The organism is Paenibacillus marchantiophytorum (genome assembly GCF_014640555.1).
Classification (GTDB): Bacteria; Bacillota; Bacilli; order Paenibacillales; family NBRC-103111; genus Paenibacillus_E; species Paenibacillus_E marchantiophytorum.
This window is the reverse complement of sequence record NZ_BMHE01000015.1, coordinates 39488-58269: the sequence shown is the minus strand read 5'-3', so window position 1 is coordinate 58269 and position 18782 is coordinate 39488. Positions and strand designations below refer to the sequence as shown.

The following is an 18782-nucleotide window of genomic DNA, read 5'->3' as shown; positions in this document are numbered from 1 at the left end:
CCTCCCTCTTCGTTAATTCGTTTTGCCCTTCATTTTATAGACGTAAGCCAACACTTCAGCAACTGCTTGGAATAAATCAGCTGGAATGGCTTCACCGATCTCCACTTGGGCAAATATGGCACGTGCTAACGGCTTGTTTTCCATCGTCACAACACCATTCTTCTTGGCCACTTCTTTAATTTTGAGAGCTACATAGTCAGCACCCTTGGCAATAACAGTGGGCGCCTGCATGTTAGAAGAATCATATTTCAAAGCAACTGCAAAGTGAGTCGGGTTTGTGATAATGACATCCGCTTTGGGAACTTCTTGCATCATCCGCTGCATGGCCATTTGACGCTGCTTCGCACGAATCTTTCCTTTAATCAGCGGATCTCCTTCACTTTTCTTATACTCATCTTTGATATCCTGCTTGGACATTTTGAGACTCTTCTCATACTCGTACTTCTGATAGATATAGTCAAATACCGCAAGCACGATAAGAATAGCACCAATTTTAATGCCGAGCTTTAAAGTAAGTGAAGCAATAAATGAAAAGGTGCTTTCAAGTGGCGAATGACCTAACCCTAATAACTTGGCCTTTTCCCCCATTAAAGTCGTGTACACAACGTAACCGATAATAAGCATCTTCATGGTGGATTTCAAAAAATCCATTACTGTTCGCAAGGAGAAGATTTTTTTGAACCCCTCAAGCGGATTAATTTTACTGAATTTCATCATCAAGGGATCGCCGATAAACATAAAGCCAATCTGCGCGTAATTCCCTATGAAAGCAATCAAGACAACAAGAATAAAAATAGGTGCCAGAATGATTAAGCCTTGTATGACCAAATTTGTGAATAGGACTTGAACATTCCCCATCGTAATATCCATATTGAGTTGATTATTGTATACGTTTTTGAACATACTGATGATTCTTACTTTCATGTAGCTTCCAAACATGAGGAACGACAAGAATGAAAAGAGGAGGATGAACGCGGCGGGCAAATCCATGCTCTTGGCGACCTGTCCCTTTTTACGGGCATCCTGTCTCTTCTTCGCTGTCGCAGGTTCCGTCTTTTCTCCTGCAAACCATTGTAAATCAAGCTGCAAGCGATATGGCTGGGACACGGTTTCCTCCTACTCAGGGAGAGGGTTGCTGTGTACCACTAACTAATTGAAGCAACTTCTCCATGTAATCAAATATCGTTGCAAATAAATTTTGAAATTGCGAAATCAATTCTGGGAAAAGCACAACTAGCAAGAAAAAGCCCAAAATCATTTTCAAAGGTGCGCCGATGACAAAAATATTGAATTGCGGAGCCACCCTTGTCAACAGCCCTAATCCTAAATCTGTTAAAAAAAGGGCTGCTACAATTGGAGCAGCAAGCTGGAACGAAAGATAAAACATTTTCGACAAAGATTTGAAAAGAAAATCCGATATCTCACCATTGTAAATATGGGCGAACAACTGATTATCCAATGGAACCCATTTATAGCTATCAATAATCGCTCTAATCAAAAAGTGATGTCCATCAAAGGACAAAAAGAGCAAGATGGCGATCATGTACTTGAGATTCCCTAACATCGGGGATGAAACCCCTGTCAAAGGATCTATGACACTTGCCATACTAAAACCGATCTGCATATCCATGAAAGAACCGGCTGTTTGCACAACTGTAAAGAAAATATAGGCCAGGAAACCAAGTAAAATGCCAATCAGCATTTCACGAATGATCAATAGGATGTATTCACCATCCAATGGTATAGGCTTGTCAAGACCCATACTTGCAAAAATAAGGAAAGAGATGAATACAGAAAGACCGATTTTGAACATCATCGGTACATTTCGCGAGGAAAGCACCGGAACCACGACAAAGAATGATGTAATTCGACAAAAGATAAGCAAAAAAATAGGGATAGCCTGAAAAAATATATTTGTCATATCGCTCACAACCTAACCAACGAATTTGTAAAGGTTGTTGAGTAAATTAAACGTAAAGTCTACCAATGTATTCATAATCCATGGCCCAAAAATTAAAATAGAAAGCAGTACTGCAACAATTTTGGGAACAAAAGCTAACGTCTGCTCTTGAATCTGCGTAGTTGCTTGGAAAATACTGATGATCAAACCAACAACAAGCCCAATAATCAACATGGGGGCACTGGCTTTCAGTACGGTATAAACAGCTTCACCGGCAATCCGAATGACAAATTCCGAACCCATTTAGTAATCCTCCGATATCTTGATCCTCAACCATAGCTTAGGAGTAATGATCTCACAACAAGGTACCAACCATCTACTAAAATAAACAACAGGATCTTGAAAGGCAATGAAATCATAACAGGCGGTAACATCATCATCCCCATCGCCATTAAGGTACTGGAAACAACCATATCGATGACCAGAAATGGAATAAATATCATAAATCCCATCTGGAAGGCTGATTTCAGTTCGCTAATCGCATAAGCCGGCACTAAAGAAGTAATAGGAATATCTTCAACACCAGTTGGCGCTTTAGCTTTGGTGTAATCTAGAAATAGCTTTAAATCCTTCTGCCTGGTATGTTTGAACATAAACTTCTTCATCGGCAGTGAGGCTTTCTCAAAAGCCTGGGTTTGATTAATTTCCCCCTTCAAGTAAGGTTGAAGTGCCGTCTGATTAACTTCCCCCAAAGTTGGAGACATAATAAAAAAGGTTAAAAACAGAGCGAGTCCGATTAAAACCTGATTGGGTGGCATCTGCTGTGTTCCCAGTGACGTTCTTACGAAACCAAGTACAATGACGATACGCGTAAAACTTGTCATCAAAATTAGAAATGATGGAGCAAGGCTCAAAACAGTTAACAATAGCAATAAGGTTACCGTATTAGAGGAACCAGCGGCAGCGCCTCCGGTACCAATATTTACATTTAATCCAGGAATCGGATTGTTCGGATCTGTCTCGGCAGCCGAAGCTGTCAGAGAGATTAGAAAGACGGAAATGAACACGATCAATAGGGCAAGAATTCGTTTATTTCTCTTCATTCATCATTCAACCGATCTGTTGGTTTTTGATCTGAAAGCCATTCTTCCACATTTTTATTCCGATTTGAAACTCGTTGAAGTTTGTCATGAAATACTTGTTGAAAGGAAGAAGTGATTTCAACTTCCTCTTCAATATCTTTCTTTTTAAGCGGCAGTTTGCCAATCCACTTCGTCAATGCGCCAAAACCGACCCTGTCATCCTGAGAGGAAGTCAGTAAATCAGTGATGTAGGCTACTTCATCGGCGTCATTGATTTTATCCAATAATTGAATATTCTCACCGACGCCAACTACGAAGAGCGAATGACCAATTTCTACAATCTGGATTGACTTATTTTGCCCAAGGGGAACTCCACCTAAAGATCGAATCGAGTTCCCAAACATGGTGCCTTTATTTCTCCTAGCTACATACTTGATGAGTACAAAGAACAAGAGAATGATTAAAACGAGAAAGAAAATGACCTTGACAACCATACCAAACGAATCAAAGGAGTCTGTAGTCGGAAAATCAGATGTTGGCAGACCTTGTCCTGGCTCTGTTTCGGCAAAGCTTATTGACGTCGTGTACAACATCGCGGCTACACTAAGTAACGTAGTTAACAGTCGTTTCGATTGGAGTCTTCTCATAGTCGCATCCCTCTTGGTTTATATAAGACTCAACCGAATTAAGCGGCTTACCCTAGAGTCTTTTTAATTGCTTCGATAACACGGTCCGCTTGAAACGGCTTTACGATAAAGTCTTTGGCGCCAGCTTGAATCGCATCAATAACCATCGCTTGTTGCCCCATCGCGGAACACATGATTACTTTCGCATTTGGTTCAATCTTCTTAATTTCCTTCAAAGCTTGAATCCCATCCATCTCAGGCATGGTGATATCCATTGTAATCAAATCTGGTTTTAATTCTTTGTATTTCTCAATAGCTTGTGCGCCATCATTCGCTTCGCCACAAACCTCATACCCATTTTTAGATAAAATATCACGAATCATCATTCTCATAAAAGCAGCATCATCAACAATAAGAATACGGTTAGCCATGAATAAAGTCCCCCTAGAATTAAATTATTGTAGCTTTTGAATTCGTTCCCATTGATTAACAATGTCCGTAACACGAACCCCAAAGTTTTCATCGATAACCACGACTTCGCCTTTGGCGATTAACTTATTATTAACTAAGATGTCAACAGGCTCACCTGCTAATTTATCCAATTCAATAATAGATCCTTGTGACAATTCCAAAATATCTTTGATCACCTTGTGGGTTCTGCCTAACTCAACCGTTACTTTCAGAGGAATATCCAAAAGCAGATCAAGATTAGTATCATCCGAATGAGAGAACGAACCGTTTTGTAAATTACCAAACTGAACAGGTTGCACATTTACATTGCGATTCGGCATCCCACCATATGCGGCTGCAGGTGGCTGCTGATACATAGGCTGTTGAGGTGGATACATGGGTTGTCCCATCGGTGGTTGTTGATACATCGGTTGCTCATACATAGGCTGCTGCTGCTGCTGGTACATAGGCTGCTCATAAACAGGTTGAGCTGCTGCAGGAGGAGGTGTATGAACTTCTTGCTTAGGTGCGGAAGGAGCAGGTGCTTGTGCAGCCGGGGCAGCTTCCATCTCAGACTCTGAACCACCACCCATTAGGATCGATACCATTTCTTTGGCGAAAGGAACAGGAAGTAACTGCATGATGTTGGAATCAATAAGATCACCAATGATGAGTCGGAACGATATCTTAATAAATACGTCCTCGTCAGGTAATTTTCCTTCTCCTTTCGACAAATTTAATATGTCGATTCCAGGCGGTGAGATATTGACAAATCGATTAAAGATAGTAGACATCGAAGTTGCCGATGAACCCATCATCTGATTCATTGCTTCTTGAACAGCGCTGATGTGAATTTCACTGAGATTTTCATCTCCACCAGTACCGTCTCCACCCATCATAAGATCAGCGATTACTTGCGCGTCACTTGTTTTGATGACTAGTAAATTAATACCATCAAAACCGTCGACATAATTAACATGAACCGCTACATGTGGTCTAGGAAACTCTTCTTCCAATTCCTCTTTGCCAATTATTGACACGCGAGGAGTTGTAATATCTACTTTCTTGCCCAGCAATGTCGAAAGAGCTGTGGCTGCACTGCCAAATGTAATATTACCAATTTCACCAAGTGCATCCTGCTCTAACGAAGATAAATAGTCTTCAACTTTAGGAGGCCCATGATAAGAAGAGGCTGGACTATCGTCCGAGGACTGTCTCAACAAAGCGTCGATCTCTTCTTGGGACAGATAATCTCTGTTATTCGTCATAATCTTCTTCTCCTTCGTTTACGATTTCTGTAATTTGTACAGCCATCTTCCCTTTTACGGTACCAGGGCTTCCGAGATATTTCAGCTTCTCGCCCACTTTGACTTGAAGCGAATCTTCGACGGATTTATGCAGTGGGATAACATCGCCAATTGTTAAACCAAGAAAGTCACGTATGGTAATATCAGACGAACCCAGTTCTGCAATGAGTGGCAACTTGGTTTTTTCCAAGCGCGATTGAAGTGCTTCCACTTCTTCAGGAGCTCTCGTCTTTTTCTGGGAAACAAACCAGTGATGAACGGATAGACGAGGCATGATCGGCTCAATAACCACATGAGGAATACAAAGATTGATCATCCCCGTGGTATCACCGATTTTGGTGCTAAGCGAGATCAGTGCAATCGTTTCATTAGGAGAAACAATTTGCATGAACTGCGGATTCGTTTCAAGTGCCTCTAATCTTGGCTGAATGTCGATAACGGTCTTCCAAGCTTCTTGCAAACTATCGAAGGCTCTACTAAAAATACGTTCCATCACAATCGTTTCAATTTCAGTTAAGGCATTAATTTTCGTAGGGGTCGTGCCTGCTCCACCCAATAATCGATCCAACATAGCGAAAGCAACATTGGGATGAACCTCAAGTACCATTCGACCCTCTAAAGGCTCCGCTTCAAAGATGTTCAAAATGGTCATTTTCGGGATCGAACGAATAAATTCGTCGTAGGGCAGCTGCTCCACTTGGACAACACTAATTTGTACAAACGTACGAAGTTGTGCTGAAAAATACGTAGTTAAGAATCGTGCAAAATTTTCGTGAATCCGAGTTAAGCTTCGAATATGATCCTTGGAGAAGCGCACGGCTCTCTTAAAGTCATACGCCCTTACCTTCTTCTGCGTATCCTCTTTTTTAAGTTCATCCGCATCCATTTCGCCAGAGGACAAAGCAGCTAGCAAAGCATCGATCTCATTTTGCGATAGAACATCAACCATTCGAGTCACCTCCTTTAAGCAAAATCAAAAGCGAGTTATTGAAGTACTTTATCGGTTATCCAAATTTGCTTGATTTTTCCTTCATGTAACAATGGGTTTAGTTTATTCATTAAAGTTGAAGTTAAACTATCAGAACCTTTGCTGCCTTCAATCTGATCTTTCGTTAAATCACCTAGAGCTTGTACAATTGTTCCTTTGACCGCGGAGTCCAATAAACTATCAAACTCTGCTTTACCCTTAGCATTTTCTAATTCAAAAGCGAAACTAATTTTAATGAAATTCTGACTGCCGGATAAGTTTGTTAAAATATCTTTGATAATGGCCGTGTTAGCTTTGACTGCTTCAGCAGAAGGCGCTTTGGTCGGTTTCACACTGGCAACAGCATCTTGTGCTTTGGCGGCAGGATCTTTGGATTCATTATTTTTCTCCATAAAGTTCCATAATACAAAGGCCGCTGTCAAAATCAGTGTAATCGCAATTAGAATGGAGACAATGAGTATGAAAATTTTGTTCTTAAACACTTACGAACCCTCCGCATCCTTGGACTTAATAGTCGCTCGAACTGAGCCAATCTCCTGCATGTAGGTCCGCACTAAGCTTACCACAACCTCTGCCTTTTCGAGAACTGTGATTTTCTTTCCTGTTGTTAAACTAATCATGGTATCAGGAGTCTCTTCAATCTGTTCAATTAATAAGGCATTCAGAAAAATAGGCTTGCCATTTAAACGTGTGAGAGAAATCATGCTTCTCCTCCTGTATCAGGATAAGGGGAGGCAAGCTCCCCTCACTTCACATTACTGAAAATTAGCGTTTAAGATTTACGACTTCTTGCAGCACTTCATCGGAAGTTGTAATAATGCGTGAATTCGCTTGGAAACCACGTTGGGCGATGATCATCTCCGTAAATTCACCAGTCAAATCAACATTGGACATTTCCAATTGACCTGAGATCAGGGTGCCTGTACCTGTTGCTGTATTGCCTGGCACATCGATAGTTAAAGCACCTCCTGGATTCGCGTTGGCTGTCATACGGTACAAATTCCCACCGATTTTCTCAAGACCAGATGGATTGATGACTTTAACAACACCAATTTTCTGTCCTGTTGTAACCGTTGCACCTGTGGAATCAATACCAATAATATCTCCATTTTGCGCGATTGAGAAGGAAACAATATCTTCAGGAATTACGATTGGGCCAGCACCTTCAGCCCCCATCACATGAAGCCCTTCAGCATTTACTAAGTTGCGGCTAGCATCTAACGTGAAGTTACCTGATCTTGTAAGGTAAGGCGCATCCGTTTGCTCCGCTGTCCCTACTGCAAAGAATCCATCACCATTCACACGCAAATCCGTTGTAACATTCGTTGTCATGGCACTGCCTGCTGTATGAATAGTATCAATTGCTGCCAAACTAACTCCTAGACCAACTTGCTGTGCATTCACACCACCGCGGTTGTCATCGGCAGCACTCGCACCGGAAACAGTTTGGCTAAGAATGTCTTTGAACATAACACGGCTGCCTTTGAAACCAATCGTATTCACGTTAGCTATGTTATTACCGATAACATCTAATTTCGTTTGAAAACCACGCATACCTGAAACGCCTGAGTATAAAGATCTTAACATCTATTTGGGCCTCCAATCGGTTTTTAAAATCATGAGCTGCTTCATTCGTTCCACAGCCCCAGGCTTCCTGCACGGTCGAGCCTGATTCTTATGCGATAACAATGGCACTGTCGATTTGAGTAAATACATGTTCATTCATAGAGGTTCCATCAAGCGCCGTCACGACGGTTCGGTTAGGAACATTAACAATCAAAGCATTGCCGCCCAGAATCATTAGCGCATCTTTGGCACCTTTAGCGGCCACCTTATCGATTGCTTGACTAAGTTTATCCAATTGCTCGGGCTTTAGTTGAATGCCTCTCTCCTTAAGTCTAACCTCTGCATGATGACTGAAACGAACAAATTGTTCCTGAAGAAGTTGTTGAAACTTAGGAATACCGGGTGTAGATACCGGCTGCTGTACAGGTGTTCGTCTCGTAGACGCTGGAGAAACCGCATTAGGATAAAGCTGTCCAATGGATATTCTCTCTGTCATTTTGTTTCTCCAACATTCTCAATTCTTTTAAGCTTGTCGAGAGAAATTTCCACTCCCTTCACAGTAGCATATTGATTGCCATCTTTGAACGTAATGGAATCTACGATACCTGTTTTTTCAGAGGAAGCACCAGATGAATCTATATCCGTCCACGTCACCGATTTGCCAATTAACCCTGACACGAAACCAAGAGATTGGCGCATCAGCTTCATTTCACCAGCCATATTCGTTAATTGCTCAACGGATGTGAACTGTGCCATCTGAGCGATAAATTCTTTATCTTGCAAAGGCTGAGTCGGGTCTTGATTTTGAAGCTGTGTGATCAAAATCTTGAGAAAATCATCTTTGCCTAATGTATTGTTGTCTTTTTGTTTCGTCTTGGCATTATTGCCTGCATTAATTAAATCTGACACATTTCCTACAACCGGGTTTGAAGCCATACTATCACCTCCAACTGCTTCATATGTATTCATCTAGGCAATGACATCGAAGGAGTTACCATTCACAGCGGTACGAACTTGAGCAATATTGTCGATTTCTTGATTAAAATCAAGAGCATCTTCTTGAAAATTGCCAGTACGATTCTTGTTTTGCTGCTGTGATTGACCAAAGGTCTGTTGTTGACGTTGATCCTGGAACATACTCGATTGCATATTCTGGTTCTGCGTAACTTCCAGTTTCTCTACTTGCAAACCTTGAACCTGAAGCGCTTGTCTTAGCGATGGAAGCTGACTTTCTAACATCTGCTTGCCGGCTAAAGTATCCGCTGCGAATTGCGCGATTAATTGACCGTCATGCATGGAGATTCTAACATCAACTTGACCCAGGTTTTTGGGAAACAAGGAAAGCTTCGCTTCAGAGAATGAGCCAGCCACTGTAATCTTCATGTTCTTCAGAACATGGTCTGTCATTTCTTCAGCAAAATTACCTGCGTTAATGGTTGCAGGAGCTTTCACTACAGCTGTATTAGCGATCTGTGCTTTCTGAAGATCTGCAATCGTTACAACAGTATTGGTGGAAAGATTGGATTCAGTTGGCAAATCTACAAGGTCAACGAAAGATTCTTTGGAATCTGTTTGTGACTTGAGCGTTGACGAAATGAAAACATTTTTTGCCGCAAGCAGTTCTAATCTGGACTTAGGTTGTTGCACAAGTGTGAATGAATCGCCATCCAGTTTCTGTGGCAAAACCAGATTACTTGCACGCTTATGATGGCTAGCTTTGTCTACATGAACTAATTCTTCTTTGTTTCCATCTACTGAATCTTCTGCTGCTCCTACAACTGGTGTTGCTGGTTTAGAAGTTATAGCTGGTCCTTTCAGATTCGCCATCAGTTCAGGAAGCAAAGGTTGAATCGTGTTCTGCAAGTCTTGATTAAGAAACTTCACAATCGGGTTGTCCGGTTGTTGTTTCGTTAAAGTAGCAAGCGCGAGCAACGTGTTCTGTGCATCTAAGTTTAACGTATCTGCAGGTTGCAAGTTCAATCCATTGGATAAAGGAAAGGCTCCGCTGGCTTGTCCGTCACCAAGCGTTTGCAATAGTTGCTTAGCATCTGCAAACCATTGGCTAACTTTAGGGTCTTGCAACAATTGCTCTGCTAATGCTGGATTGCTATTCATCGCTTCTAGCAGCATCTCAGGAAGAGGTTGATCCTCTGTTCCTTGATCAGGTTGTGCAGTTGCTCCTTGTATGGGTAGAACCAAACTTTGCAGCATCTGCAGCAGCATATTTAGCGAAATTGCGGGATCTGTTGCACTTTGTTCCCCTGTCGTTGACTCCTGCGATAGTTGTCCTCCCAAAACTTGGTTAAAAGCATCTTTGGATGCAGCATCTGTGGACGCTGTTTTACCAGTAGTTGCTGTGGAAGTTGTATTCGCAGTTGGAACTTTAGCTATTTGAACATCCATTTTATTCACCTCCCTTCATGACATCCACATTGCTTATTGAACAAGTTTGGCTGAAATGGCAGCAGCGATTTCCTTATTCGCATCTGAAAGTGATGACATGACTTTTGAGCGTGAGGCATTGTCCATCCCACTTAGAATTGCCAATACCTTTTCTGGATTTGACTTATTCATTTCCAATAAAACAGATGAAGCGCTTTTTGGCGTCATATTAGCAAAAGTTTGTCCGAGATCCGATTTGCTAACGGTGGTTGTTGATTTAGTCGTATCTTTGGAACCATTCATTGATAATCTTTCTTGCAAAGCAGCAATTTCTTTGTCCCGAACAGGTACAACGTCTTTGAGTCCAATGGAAGCTTCAGCAGCCTTGGCTGCATCCATTTTTTCAAGAATCGCTCCTCGACTGTCGGATTTCATCATAGAGAAGATAAGTACCATTTCTTTCTGCGTTAAAGCTTCGATGATTGGCGCCGCTTTGCTTGGCGTCATTTTTGCGTACATATTGGCTAGTTGTGTAATCTGATTATTGTATTCTTCCTGAGTTTGCGTTTTGTCTTTCAACTTTTCTTCGAGCTCGGTCAATTTCGACTGCGCCTCTTTAATAGAAAGATCTTTTTGTTCTGAAGTCGACTCTGCTTTCTGAAGGGCTGCTTGCAATTCAGCAACTCTTCCATTCAGCTTAGTGATTTCATCATCTTTGACTTTCACGTTTTGCTCAGCCGTTTGTGGTTTAGCAGTGCCGTTCACAACGGTTTTCTCCTTAGGAGCAGGAACAATCGTCCCTATGACTGGTGTATTGTGCAGTGCCTTCTGAATACTGCTCTTGATATCGTAATCAAAGATAGATAACAGCACGAAGAGCAAAACCGCCGTGAACACAAAGGGGATGACAAACCATATCAGAAATCGTTCCAGTGCACTATAGGATGCACCCTCAATGTTGGTATCGGCCATCTCCTCTTCCCTCCTTTACATCCTCAATACGTTAATCGCTTGAAACGATTTGTCGCCATTTCATCCAGCGTATCCTGCTCTTTTTTGGCAACGAACGCTTGGAATTGGTTGAACGCTTTTTCTCTAGCTTTGGACCAAACCTTTTCGTCAACCATTCTTTCAGAGAGGTGCTCTCGCTTTTTGTGTACAATATGTTGAGCTTGCTGCACATCTTGATGTTTTCTTGCAATTTGTTGGTCAACATGATTCATATAGCTTTGCATCATCATCATTTTTGAAATGGATACGGAATGACTAGATTCATCCGCCATTTCATTCTGAAGATTTTCTTTTTGTTCAAATAATCCACTTAAATTCGTTTCTTCAGTCCGTAATTGACCCATTGCCTCCGACAAAATCCACTCTGCCTGTGTTCTTTCATTGTTTTTCAAGTTGACAATTTGTTGGAAAGAATAGCGAAAGTTCATTCAGGACCCTCATCCCTTATAAAATTCATGAATCAAACGTTCTTGAGCTTCTTCATAAGTTAACTTCTCACTCGTCTTTTGTTTGGTAAAATCCCATATGGCCTCAATATTATCCATTGCCAAATCAATATTTGGATTAGAACCTTTTTGGTATGCCCCTATATTGATAAGGTCTTCCGAATCTTTATATATAGAGAGAAGTCGCTTCAACTGATCGGCAGCTTCCATATGTTCAGAGGGAACAATTTCTTTCATAACACGACTTACACTGGATAATACGTCAATCGCCGGATAATGTCCTCTGTTGGCAATATTGCGGTTCAAGACGATATGACCATCGAGGATACCACGCACGGCATCAGCGATTGGCTCATTCATGTCATCCCCGTCTACTAGCACTGTGTAGAACGCAGTAATAGATCCTTTGGGACCAGTTCCTGAACGCTCCAAGAGACGTGGCAGCATGGCAAAAACCGAAGGGGTATAACCCCGTGTAGCAGGAGGTTCACCGACGGCAAGACCGACTTCACGTTGTGCCATGGCAAAACGAGTAACAGAATCCATCATCATCATCACATTTAGACCGCGATCTCGGAAGTATTCAGCAATGCTGGTAGCAATCATCGCGCCTTTGATTCGAATTAGAGCTGGTTGATCCGATGTTGCAACGATGACAACTGATCTGGCAAGCCCTTCAGGCCCTAAATCTCTTTCAATAAAATCAAGAACCTCACGTCCACGCTCTCCGATTAGAGCAATTACATTGACATCCGCTGAGGTATTACGGGCAATCATACCCATTAATGTACTTTTACCGACACCAGAACCAGCGAAAATACCGACACGTTGTCCCTTACCAATGGTCAGCAATCCGTCAATACAGCGAACCCCTACAGAAATTGGATGTAGCACACGAGGCCGTGTGAGTGGATTGCCTGGCACATTATTGGTCGAGTACTGCGCCATTCTTGAAGGCAAGAAGGAACCATCCAAAGGCTGTCCTAAACCATCTAATACTTTGCCAAGCAACTCGTGCCCCACTTGAACCGTTAGTGGTTTTCCAGTACCAACAACATCACAACCTGGACCAATAGCATCTAAATCGCCCAAAGGCATAAGAATAACTTTGTTGCTGCGAAAACCAACAACTTCAGCTTTTAACGGCTTATTCGATTTATGTGGATAAATGTAACAAAGGTCACCAATACTTACATCTGGCCCTTCAGATTCAACCGTTAACCCAATGACTTGGGTCACTTTACCGTTGACTCGGATTGGATCAATGGTGTGCAAGTGCTCTTTGTATTTATCCGCTTTTGGCGAAGAATGACTCATGATTAGATTCCCTCGCTTTGAGTCGCCAGTTGTTGTAGGGCAGACTTGATCTCTTTTAATTGAGTATCAATCCTTGCATCAATGCTCCCAAATGAGGAACGGATCACACATCCCCGATCTTGTACAGTGGAATCGGGAATGATTTGCAGTTCTGCTTGTGAGTCAATCGATGTAAGCAGTTCTTCCCTCGCGTCTTGAATATAGGCGAATTGTGAAGGTGCCACGCAGAGAGCGATAATCCCCTTCTCACGTCTGCGCGAAAGGACAGACTGAATTAAATCAATAACCCATTCTGGCTGAAGTGTTAATTGTCGACCAATAACTTTCTCCGCGATAGAGGTACTGAGTTCAATTAGAAAAGGTTCTGATTCCTGTATGATTTGTTGTTTAAGCTTATAAGATTGTTCCAAAATAGCTTGAGCCTCTGCCAGCATTTCTCCGTGCTCTTGTCTGAGTACATCTTCTGCTTGGGCTATTCCTAATTGATAACCTTCTTCATAACCAGCTTGCTTCGAACTGGCAATAAGTTCTTCATCTTGAGAACGGCGTGCTTCCCACCAATGGTTAATTTCTTCATTTGCTTGTTCACGAAGTGTGGCAGTTTCCTGCATGGCCTGATGAATTTGTTCATTAGCGAAAGCTTCAGCATCTTGAAGAATCTGATCTTTCAACGATGTTGCTTCTGCAATTTCTTGTTGCTGCTCAAATGTCAGTTCATCAGAATCTTGTTCTTGCATGAACGGAAGAGGAGAAATGGTTTCGACTAACTTCTTATCATCTAAAGGGAAATAAGCAAATGATTTAATGATATTAGACAATAATATCGTCTCCTCCACCGCGTGCAATGATGATTTCACCTGATTCCTCTAGACGGCGAATAGTGGCAACGATTCTAGTTTGAGCTTCTTCCACATCACGCAAACGAACGGGACCCATGAATTCCATTTCTTCCTTGAACGTCTCGGCCATACGTTTGGACATGTTTTTGAACAATACATCGCGTACTTCCTCGCTTGCAACTTTGAGTGCGAGCTGCAAGTCGGCATTCTCAATATCACGAATAATACGTTGAATAGAACGATTGTCGATATTGACAATATCTTCGAATACAAACATCCGTTTTTTGATTTCTTCGGCCAGTTCTGGATCCTGAATTTCTAGGGAGTCGAGAATTGTACGCTCTGTTCCGCGGTCAACACCATTCAAAATTTGGACGATAGAAGCAATACCACCGGCATTTGTATAATCTTGCGTTACGGTAGAAGATAACTTCTGTTCCAGCACACGTTCTACTTGGCTTATCACTTCAGGCGAAGTACTATCCATAAGCGCGATACGTTTCGCAACATCCGCTTGCTTTTCTTGTGGCAAGGAAGACAAAATAATGGAAGCTTGTTCGGCCTGTAAATAAGACAATACCAATGCAATTGTTTGAGAATTCTCATTCTGAATAAAATTCAGAATTTGAGCTGGATCCGCTTTTCTTGCAAAGTCAAAAGGTCTAACTTGCAAAGTTGCCGTCAAACGATTAATGATATCAAAAGCTTTCTGAGTACCCAACGCCTTTTCCAAAATATCCTTGGCGTAAGCAATACCCCCTTGCGAGATAAACTCTTGCGCTAAACAAATTTGATGGAATTCAGATAAGATCGCTTCTTTTTCTAAAGAATCTACTTTTCTAACATTCGCAATTTCAAGCGTCAATTGTTCGATTTCTTCTTCTCGCAAGTGTTTAAATATTTGTGCAGACACCTCAGGGCCTAAACTGATCAAAAGAATGGCTGCCTTTTGTCGTCCGGTTAACCCTTGCAGAGCAGCTCTGGCCATACAAGTGCACCTCTATTCGTCTACTAACCAAGTACGAAGTAAGTTAACAAAGTCTTCTGGGCGCTTTTTCGCAAGAGCTTCCAGTTGCTTACGCACTTGGTTGTCATTAGTTACATTTTCAATATCCACGGTAGGAAGCTCAGCTTTGCTCGCTGCCAAGTTCATATCTTGTTCTAATTGCGCAGCAGCTCGTCTCCGCTTTCTGATCGCTAGTCCAGCAATAAGTCCAATCGCAAGCGCCGCTAGTGCAAGACCACCATACATCAAATACTGCGTAGTTTTGGAAGCAAGCGTATCTTTCGGTTTTGCAAAAGAATGTGCAAATACCGTAACTTTTTTCTGCAAGTCTTCGTCTGTATATGTAACCTTGTTATCAGCTAAAGCCGTTCTGACAATGTTCACTAATGCATTTTGAACCGCTGTCTTGGTTTCAGCCGTCAAAGAGTTAGGATCATCAGCAACAGGCGGTTCAATACCGACATTAATACTTAAATCTTTGACAACATAAGGAGTAGAAATAATGTCGTTCGTAATTCTATTTACTTCGTAATTAACGGTCTTGCTATTTTTCTCGGAATTGGAATTGCCTGAGGCGCTAGAACCCGGATACCCTGGTACATCCGTCGACCCTGTGCCTGGGACTCCGCTTGCTGCACCAGCACCTTTATTAACATAAGATTCAGTAGCTTCTTGCAAAGAGATTTCCAAACCTTTTTGATCAACTTGATTTGGCGCGCTGACAAGCTGCTCTTTGCTCTTCTTTTGATCAAAATTCATCGTTGAGAAGACACTAACATTCACTTTGTCGCGACCAAACATAGTTCCAAGCATATTATTAATGTTCTTCTGCAAATCATTTCGGAATTGATTGTTAATATCGGATTGATTTGAAACCAGACTTGAAGATGAAGTTCCGCCTGCCTTAGAAGACACTAGGCTTTCCCCATATTGATTAGAGATGGTGATATTCTCTACGGGAAGATTCTTGACACTGTGAGAGACTAAATTATAAATCGTATCAATCTTGGCTTGATCCAATGAATAGCCTTGTTTCATTTGCAAGACCACAGATGCAGTCGCTTTCTCTTGCTGCTGTTGTAAGAACGGACCTTCTTCTGGCAGTGAAATCAAAACCTTTGAACTACCGATCGCTTGATTCGAATTAATCAGCTGCTGCAATTCCCCTTGAATTGCGTTCAAATATTTCACTTTAAATTCGTTATCTGTGATACCAAATGAACTGCTGCTGCTAAAAGCACCGAAGCCTAATGATCCATTTTTATTTAAACCTTGTGATTCTACCCCAAGTTTCACATTTGCTACTTCGCTGGTAGGAACTTCGATACTTTTACCATCAGCACTAAGTTTATAAGGAATCTTAGCTGTATCCAGATAACCTTTAATAGCAGAAGCATCGCTAGGCTGTAGTTCTGTAAAAGCCAATGAATAATCCGTCTTAGATAAATTAATACTTATAATTGCGGCAGTTAGAATCAATAAGAACACAGTTGCTATGAAAGTGATTTTTGTCGTCTTACTGTATCGATTCCAATATTGCTTCACCTTTTCCCAGTACTGGAGCAGGTTCTCGTTCACACTTTCACCTCATCGAACCAAAGTTTAGCAGCATTCATTAAAATCACAGCTGCATTCTCATCATTTCTTGGTAAGCTTCCAGAACTTTATTTCTGACTTGTACGGTCAGTTCAAGTCCCAACGATGCTTTCTCGGAGGCAATTGTCAGTTGATGCACATCGGAAAGTTCACCTTTAATGAAACTCTGATTCAACTGGTCCACTTGCTGTTGTTGCGTATTCAGGTTTGTAATAGCATCATTCAGAAAAGATCCAAATCTTTTACCGAGGTCAGCGGCTCCTTCGCCGGCGTCACTCTTGGGTTGAACGGAGCTCATGATATTGAGCGGACTGTAACTGATTTTGTCAATCATGATGCAACCTCCTGTAATTTATCTACCTTATCTTCCAATCTCCAAAGCCTTCGTAATCATTGCTTTACTTGCATTTAGTGCGGTTACGTTTGCTTCATAAGATCGTGTAGCAGACATCATATCGACCATCTCTTTGAGGACATCGACGTTTGGCATATACACAAAGCCATTTCCGTCTGCATCCGGATGTGAGGGATTGTACACTTGTTTCAATGGTGAATTGTCTTCAAAAATTTTATTTACCCTTACCCCTTCTCCCGTTCCGTCAGCCATGGCTGATTGAAGCGATTGAGCAAAGCTTGGTTGCGACTTTGTTTCGAATGAAACTAATTTCCTTGTATAAGGAACCCATTTGCCATCTACAAATTTCGCACGGGTCGTATCCGCATTCGCTATGTTAGAGGAAACAACGTCCATCCTTAGACGCTGTGCTGTCAGTGCCGAAGAACTAATATCAAATCCATTTGTAAGTCTCATAGGTTATTACTTCCCTCCTAACACTGTACGCATCTTTTTGAATTCACTGTTCATTTGCTGAATCATCGTGTTGTATTTAAGTTGGTTCTTAGCCATCAAAGACATTTCATAATCCATATCCACATTGTTCATATTATTGTTGATTGCTGTCGATTCATCAGTTTTTATTTCTGTATTTGGCAATTTTGTAGTTTTACCTATAAAGAAATGCCTACTGTCTGTCCGATAACCTTCTATAGAGGGTGTCGATGAACTCATTTGATCTTGCAGAAGATCTTCAAATTGCACATCTGAACGCTTAAAGTAGGGTGTATCCACATTGGCAACGTTATTCGCTACCACCTTTTGTCTTAAGGTCGATGCGTCAAGCGATCGCTCCATTAAGTTCCAACTTGGTTTGTCTAACAAAGACATAGACGTTACCCTCCTTTCTATAGCATTTTCCTTTAGTACTTCAACAATAGATTGAATGATTCCTTCTTATTTCGACATTATTTTTATTAAATTAATTCAAATTAGTTCTATAATGTAGAAATATGTAAAACTCCTTGTTACATTTCTTATCATCTAAGATATTAGCCTAACTTACAATAAGAAAAAAGCCCTATCTTTTTACAAGACAGGGCTTTTCCTTATGTTTGCTATAACTTCGTCTTAATCTGTTCGATACTTTGCATTAATTGTTCATTTAATATACGGATATAAGTGCCCTTCATACCCAGAGAACGCGTTTCGATGACCCCCGCACTCTCCAATTTACGGAGCGCATTAACAATCACAGAACGTGTGATACCGACTCGATCCGCAATTTTACTAGCTACTAGAAGCCCTTCCTTACCATCTAATTCCTCAAAAATGTGCTCAACAGCTTCCATTTCACTAAATGATAAAGAGCCGATTGCCACTTGAACAACTGCTTTGCTTCTCGCTTCTTCTTCGATCTCTTCAGCACGTTCTCTGAGAATCTCCATCGCGATTACAGTTGATCCATACTCCGCCAGAACCAAATCATCATCGATGAAGGTGCCTTCATTCCGACTTAATATCAGCGTCCCTAGACGACTTCCTCCCCCAATAATTGGTACTAAAGTCGTATGGATATATGGAAACATGTCTTTCATCTGTTCTGTATAATAGAAATAGGGGCTGTCTTGTTCAGCGATTGCCGATGTTTCCTCAATCTTCAAAAGAAGATTATTGGACTCTGTCGGAAACCTGCGTTCGATGAGAATGGATTGATTCATCTCAAGCGAAATCGGATCATTTGTCGTGGCATAACCAAGGATTTTACCTTTGCGACTTACCACATAGATATTGGCAATGACAATATCCCTTAACACTTCTGCCATATCCATAAAGCTGACCGCATTGCCTGCTTCTTTCTGCAGCAATCGATTCAGCCTTCTTGTTTTGTTTAGTAAACTCATTTAACTGCCTCCTACTTACATTACCGTG

General features: G+C 41.5%; 24 protein-coding genes. All 24 read right to left on the bottom strand.

What is annotated here, in order from left to right:
• Nucleotides 1-12 precede the first annotated feature (12 nt).
• Nucleotides 13-1107 (bottom strand): flagellar biosynthesis protein FlhB, encoded by a 1095-nt coding sequence (gene flhB / locus IEY34_RS16020; RefSeq protein WP_189012914.1) that lies wholly within the window; start codon nt 1105-1107, stop codon nt 13-15.
• 13 nt (nt 1108-1120) lie between these two features.
• On the bottom strand, nt 1121-1921 hold the full coding sequence (gene fliR / locus IEY34_RS16015) for a flagellar biosynthetic protein FliR (protein WP_189012912.1): 801 nt from the start codon (nt 1919-1921) through the stop codon (nt 1121-1123).
• Between the two features lie 12 nt (nt 1922-1933).
• Nucleotides 1934-2203: a flagellar biosynthesis protein FliQ gene (gene fliQ, locus IEY34_RS16010; protein ID WP_029195371.1), complete on the bottom strand. Its 270-nt coding sequence runs from the start codon at nt 2201-2203 to the stop codon at nt 1934-1936.
• Nucleotides 2204-2229: 26 nt separating this feature from the next.
• Nucleotides 2230-3003: a flagellar type III secretion system pore protein FliP gene (fliP, locus tag IEY34_RS16005; protein ID WP_189012910.1), complete on the bottom strand. Its 774-nt coding sequence runs from the start codon at nt 3001-3003 to the stop codon at nt 2230-2232.
• Nucleotides 3000-3629 (bottom strand): flagellar biosynthetic protein FliO, encoded by a 630-nt coding sequence (locus tag IEY34_RS16000; protein ID WP_189012908.1) that lies wholly within the window; start codon nt 3627-3629, stop codon nt 3000-3002. The genes fliP and IEY34_RS16000 overlap by 4 nt, the downstream gene beginning before the upstream one ends.
• Before the next feature lie 47 nt (nt 3630-3676).
• A complete protein-coding gene (locus IEY34_RS15995; protein WP_028558282.1) occupies nt 3677-4039 on the bottom strand; it encodes a response regulator in 363 nt (120 codons plus the stop codon).
• Between the two features lie 24 nt (nt 4040-4063).
• Complete coding sequence (fliY, locus tag IEY34_RS15990; RefSeq protein WP_189012906.1) at nt 4064-5326, bottom strand: flagellar motor switch phosphatase FliY; 1263 nt, start codon at nt 5324-5326, stop codon at nt 4064-4066.
• Nucleotides 5316-6314, bottom strand: a complete 999-nt coding sequence (gene fliM / locus IEY34_RS15985) for a flagellar motor switch protein FliM (protein ID WP_189012904.1) — start codon at nt 6312-6314, stop codon at nt 5316-5318. The genes fliY and fliM overlap by 11 nt, the downstream gene beginning before the upstream one ends.
• 35 nt (nt 6315-6349) lie before the next feature.
• Nucleotides 6350-6835 (bottom strand): flagellar basal body-associated FliL family protein, encoded by a 486-nt coding sequence (locus IEY34_RS15980; protein ID WP_189012902.1) that lies wholly within the window; start codon nt 6833-6835, stop codon nt 6350-6352.
• A complete protein-coding gene (locus IEY34_RS15975; protein WP_189012901.1) occupies nt 6836-7057 on the bottom strand; it encodes a flagellar FlbD family protein in 222 nt (73 codons plus the stop codon). It abuts the gene before it with no gap.
• A gap of 61 nt (nt 7058-7118) precedes the next feature.
• On the bottom strand, nt 7119-7940 hold the full coding sequence (flgG, locus tag IEY34_RS15970) for a flagellar basal body rod protein FlgG (protein WP_189012899.1): 822 nt from the start codon (nt 7938-7940) through the stop codon (nt 7119-7121).
• Nucleotides 7941-8028: 88 nt separating this feature from the next.
• A complete protein-coding gene (locus IEY34_RS15965) occupies nt 8029-8415 on the bottom strand; it encodes a TIGR02530 family flagellar biosynthesis protein (RefSeq protein WP_189012897.1) in 387 nt (128 codons plus the stop codon).
• Nucleotides 8412-8855 (bottom strand): flagellar hook capping FlgD N-terminal domain-containing protein, encoded by a 444-nt coding sequence (locus IEY34_RS15960; protein WP_189012895.1) that lies wholly within the window; start codon nt 8853-8855, stop codon nt 8412-8414. Before IEY34_RS15960 ends, IEY34_RS15965 begins: the two co-directional genes overlap by 4 nt.
• Nucleotides 8856-8888: 33 nt before the next feature.
• Nucleotides 8889-10322 (bottom strand): flagellar hook-length control protein FliK, encoded by a 1434-nt coding sequence (locus tag IEY34_RS15955; protein WP_189012893.1) that lies wholly within the window; start codon nt 10320-10322, stop codon nt 8889-8891.
• Nucleotides 10323-10355: 33 nt separating this feature from the next.
• Nucleotides 10356-11273, bottom strand: a complete 918-nt coding sequence (locus IEY34_RS15950; protein WP_189012890.1) for a MotE family protein — start codon at nt 11271-11273, stop codon at nt 10356-10358.
• A gap of 23 nt (nt 11274-11296) precedes the next feature.
• The gene (gene fliJ / locus IEY34_RS15945) at nt 11297-11740 is read right to left on the bottom strand and encodes a flagellar export protein FliJ (RefSeq protein ID WP_189012888.1); all 444 of its coding nucleotides are present in this window, start codon (nt 11738-11740) and stop codon (nt 11297-11299) included.
• Nucleotides 11741-11749: 9 nt separating this feature from the next.
• Complete coding sequence (gene fliI, locus IEY34_RS15940; protein WP_189012886.1) at nt 11750-13075, bottom strand: flagellar protein export ATPase FliI; 1326 nt, start codon at nt 13073-13075, stop codon at nt 11750-11752.
• 2 nt (nt 13076-13077) lie between these two features.
• Nucleotides 13078-13893 carry a FliH/SctL family protein gene (locus tag IEY34_RS15935; RefSeq protein ID WP_189012885.1) on the bottom strand — a complete coding sequence of 272 codons (816 nt, stop codon included), beginning with the start codon at nt 13891-13893 and terminating at the stop codon, nt 13078-13080.
• Nucleotides 13886-14902 carry a flagellar motor switch protein FliG gene (gene fliG / locus IEY34_RS15930; protein ID WP_189012884.1) on the bottom strand — a complete coding sequence of 339 codons (1017 nt, stop codon included), beginning with the start codon at nt 14900-14902 and terminating at the stop codon, nt 13886-13888. The genes IEY34_RS15935 and fliG overlap by 8 nt, the downstream gene beginning before the upstream one ends.
• 12 nt (nt 14903-14914) lie before the next feature.
• Nucleotides 14915-16498 (bottom strand): flagellar basal-body MS-ring/collar protein FliF, encoded by a 1584-nt coding sequence (gene fliF / locus IEY34_RS15925; RefSeq protein WP_189012883.1) that lies wholly within the window; start codon nt 16496-16498, stop codon nt 14915-14917.
• A gap of 43 nt (nt 16499-16541) precedes the next feature.
• Nucleotides 16542-16850, bottom strand: a complete 309-nt coding sequence (gene fliE, locus IEY34_RS15920; protein ID WP_189012882.1) for a flagellar hook-basal body complex protein FliE — start codon at nt 16848-16850, stop codon at nt 16542-16544.
• A gap of 27 nt (nt 16851-16877) precedes the next feature.
• Nucleotides 16878-17327: a flagellar basal body rod protein FlgC gene (gene flgC, locus IEY34_RS15915; protein ID WP_189012881.1), complete on the bottom strand. Its 450-nt coding sequence runs from the start codon at nt 17325-17327 to the stop codon at nt 16878-16880.
• 6 nt (nt 17328-17333) lie between these two features.
• The gene (gene flgB / locus IEY34_RS15910) at nt 17334-17741 is read right to left on the bottom strand and encodes a flagellar basal body rod protein FlgB (protein WP_189012880.1); all 408 of its coding nucleotides are present in this window, start codon (nt 17739-17741) and stop codon (nt 17334-17336) included.
• 227 nt (nt 17742-17968) lie between these two features.
• A complete protein-coding gene (codY, locus tag IEY34_RS15905; RefSeq protein ID WP_189012879.1) occupies nt 17969-18754 on the bottom strand; it encodes a GTP-sensing pleiotropic transcriptional regulator CodY in 786 nt (261 codons plus the stop codon).
• Nucleotides 18755-18782 lie beyond the last annotated feature (28 nt).

Excerpts from the sequence above, each read along its gene's own strand:
- IEY34_RS15960 (WP_189012895.1), bottom strand. The coding sequence starts at position 8,855 with ATGGCTTCAAACCCGGTTGTAGGAAATGTGTCAGATTTAATTAATGCA.
- codY (WP_189012879.1), bottom strand. The coding sequence starts at position 18,754 with ATGAGTTTACTAAACAAAACAAGAAGGCTGAATCGATTGCTGCAGAAA.
- fliJ (WP_189012888.1), bottom strand. The coding sequence starts at position 11,740 with ATGAACTTTCGCTATTCTTTCCAACAAATTGTCAACTTGAAAAACAAT.
- IEY34_RS15975 (WP_189012901.1), bottom strand. The coding sequence starts at position 7,057 with ATGATTTCTCTCACACGTTTAAATGGCAAGCCTATTTTTCTGAATGCC.
- IEY34_RS15995 (WP_028558282.1), bottom strand. The coding sequence starts at position 4,039 with ATGGCTAACCGTATTCTTATTGTTGATGATGCTGCTTTTATGAGAATG.
- flgG (WP_189012899.1), bottom strand. The coding sequence starts at position 7,940 with ATGTTAAGATCTTTATACTCAGGCGTTTCAGGTATGCGTGGTTTTCAA.
- IEY34_RS15950 (WP_189012890.1), bottom strand. The coding sequence starts at position 11,273 with ATGGCCGATACCAACATTGAGGGTGCATCCTATAGTGCACTGGAACGA.
- fliR (WP_189012912.1), bottom strand. The coding sequence starts at position 1,921 with ATGACAAATATATTTTTTCAGGCTATCCCTATTTTTTTGCTTATCTTT.
- flgB (WP_189012880.1), bottom strand. The coding sequence starts at position 17,741 with ATGTCTTTGTTAGACAAACCAAGTTGGAACTTAATGGAGCGATCGCTT.
- fliY (WP_189012906.1), bottom strand. The coding sequence starts at position 5,326 with ATGACGAATAACAGAGATTATCTGTCCCAAGAAGAGATCGACGCTTTG.
- IEY34_RS15965 (WP_189012897.1), bottom strand. The coding sequence starts at position 8,415 with ATGACAGAGAGAATATCCATTGGACAGCTTTATCCTAATGCGGTTTCT.
- IEY34_RS15955 (WP_189012893.1), bottom strand. The coding sequence starts at position 10,322 with ATGGATGTTCAAATAGCTAAAGTTCCAACTGCGAATACAACTTCCACA.
- fliI (WP_189012886.1), bottom strand. The coding sequence starts at position 13,075 with ATGAGTCATTCTTCGCCAAAAGCGGATAAATACAAAGAGCACTTGCAC.
- fliG (WP_189012884.1), bottom strand. The coding sequence starts at position 14,902 with ATGGCCAGAGCTGCTCTGCAAGGGTTAACCGGACGACAAAAGGCAGCC.
- fliE (WP_189012882.1), bottom strand. The coding sequence starts at position 16,850 with ATGATTGACAAAATCAGTTACAGTCCGCTCAATATCATGAGCTCCGTT.
- fliP (WP_189012910.1), bottom strand. The coding sequence starts at position 3,003 with ATGAAGAGAAATAAACGAATTCTTGCCCTATTGATCGTGTTCATTTCC.
- fliQ (WP_029195371.1), bottom strand. The coding sequence starts at position 2,203 with ATGGGTTCGGAATTTGTCATTCGGATTGCCGGTGAAGCTGTTTATACC.
- flgC (WP_189012881.1), bottom strand. The coding sequence starts at position 17,327 with ATGAGACTTACAAATGGATTTGATATTAGTTCTTCGGCACTGACAGCA.
- fliM (WP_189012904.1), bottom strand. The coding sequence starts at position 6,314 with ATGGTTGATGTTCTATCGCAAAATGAGATCGATGCTTTGCTAGCTGCT.
- IEY34_RS16000 (WP_189012908.1), bottom strand. The coding sequence starts at position 3,629 with ATGAGAAGACTCCAATCGAAACGACTGTTAACTACGTTACTTAGTGTA.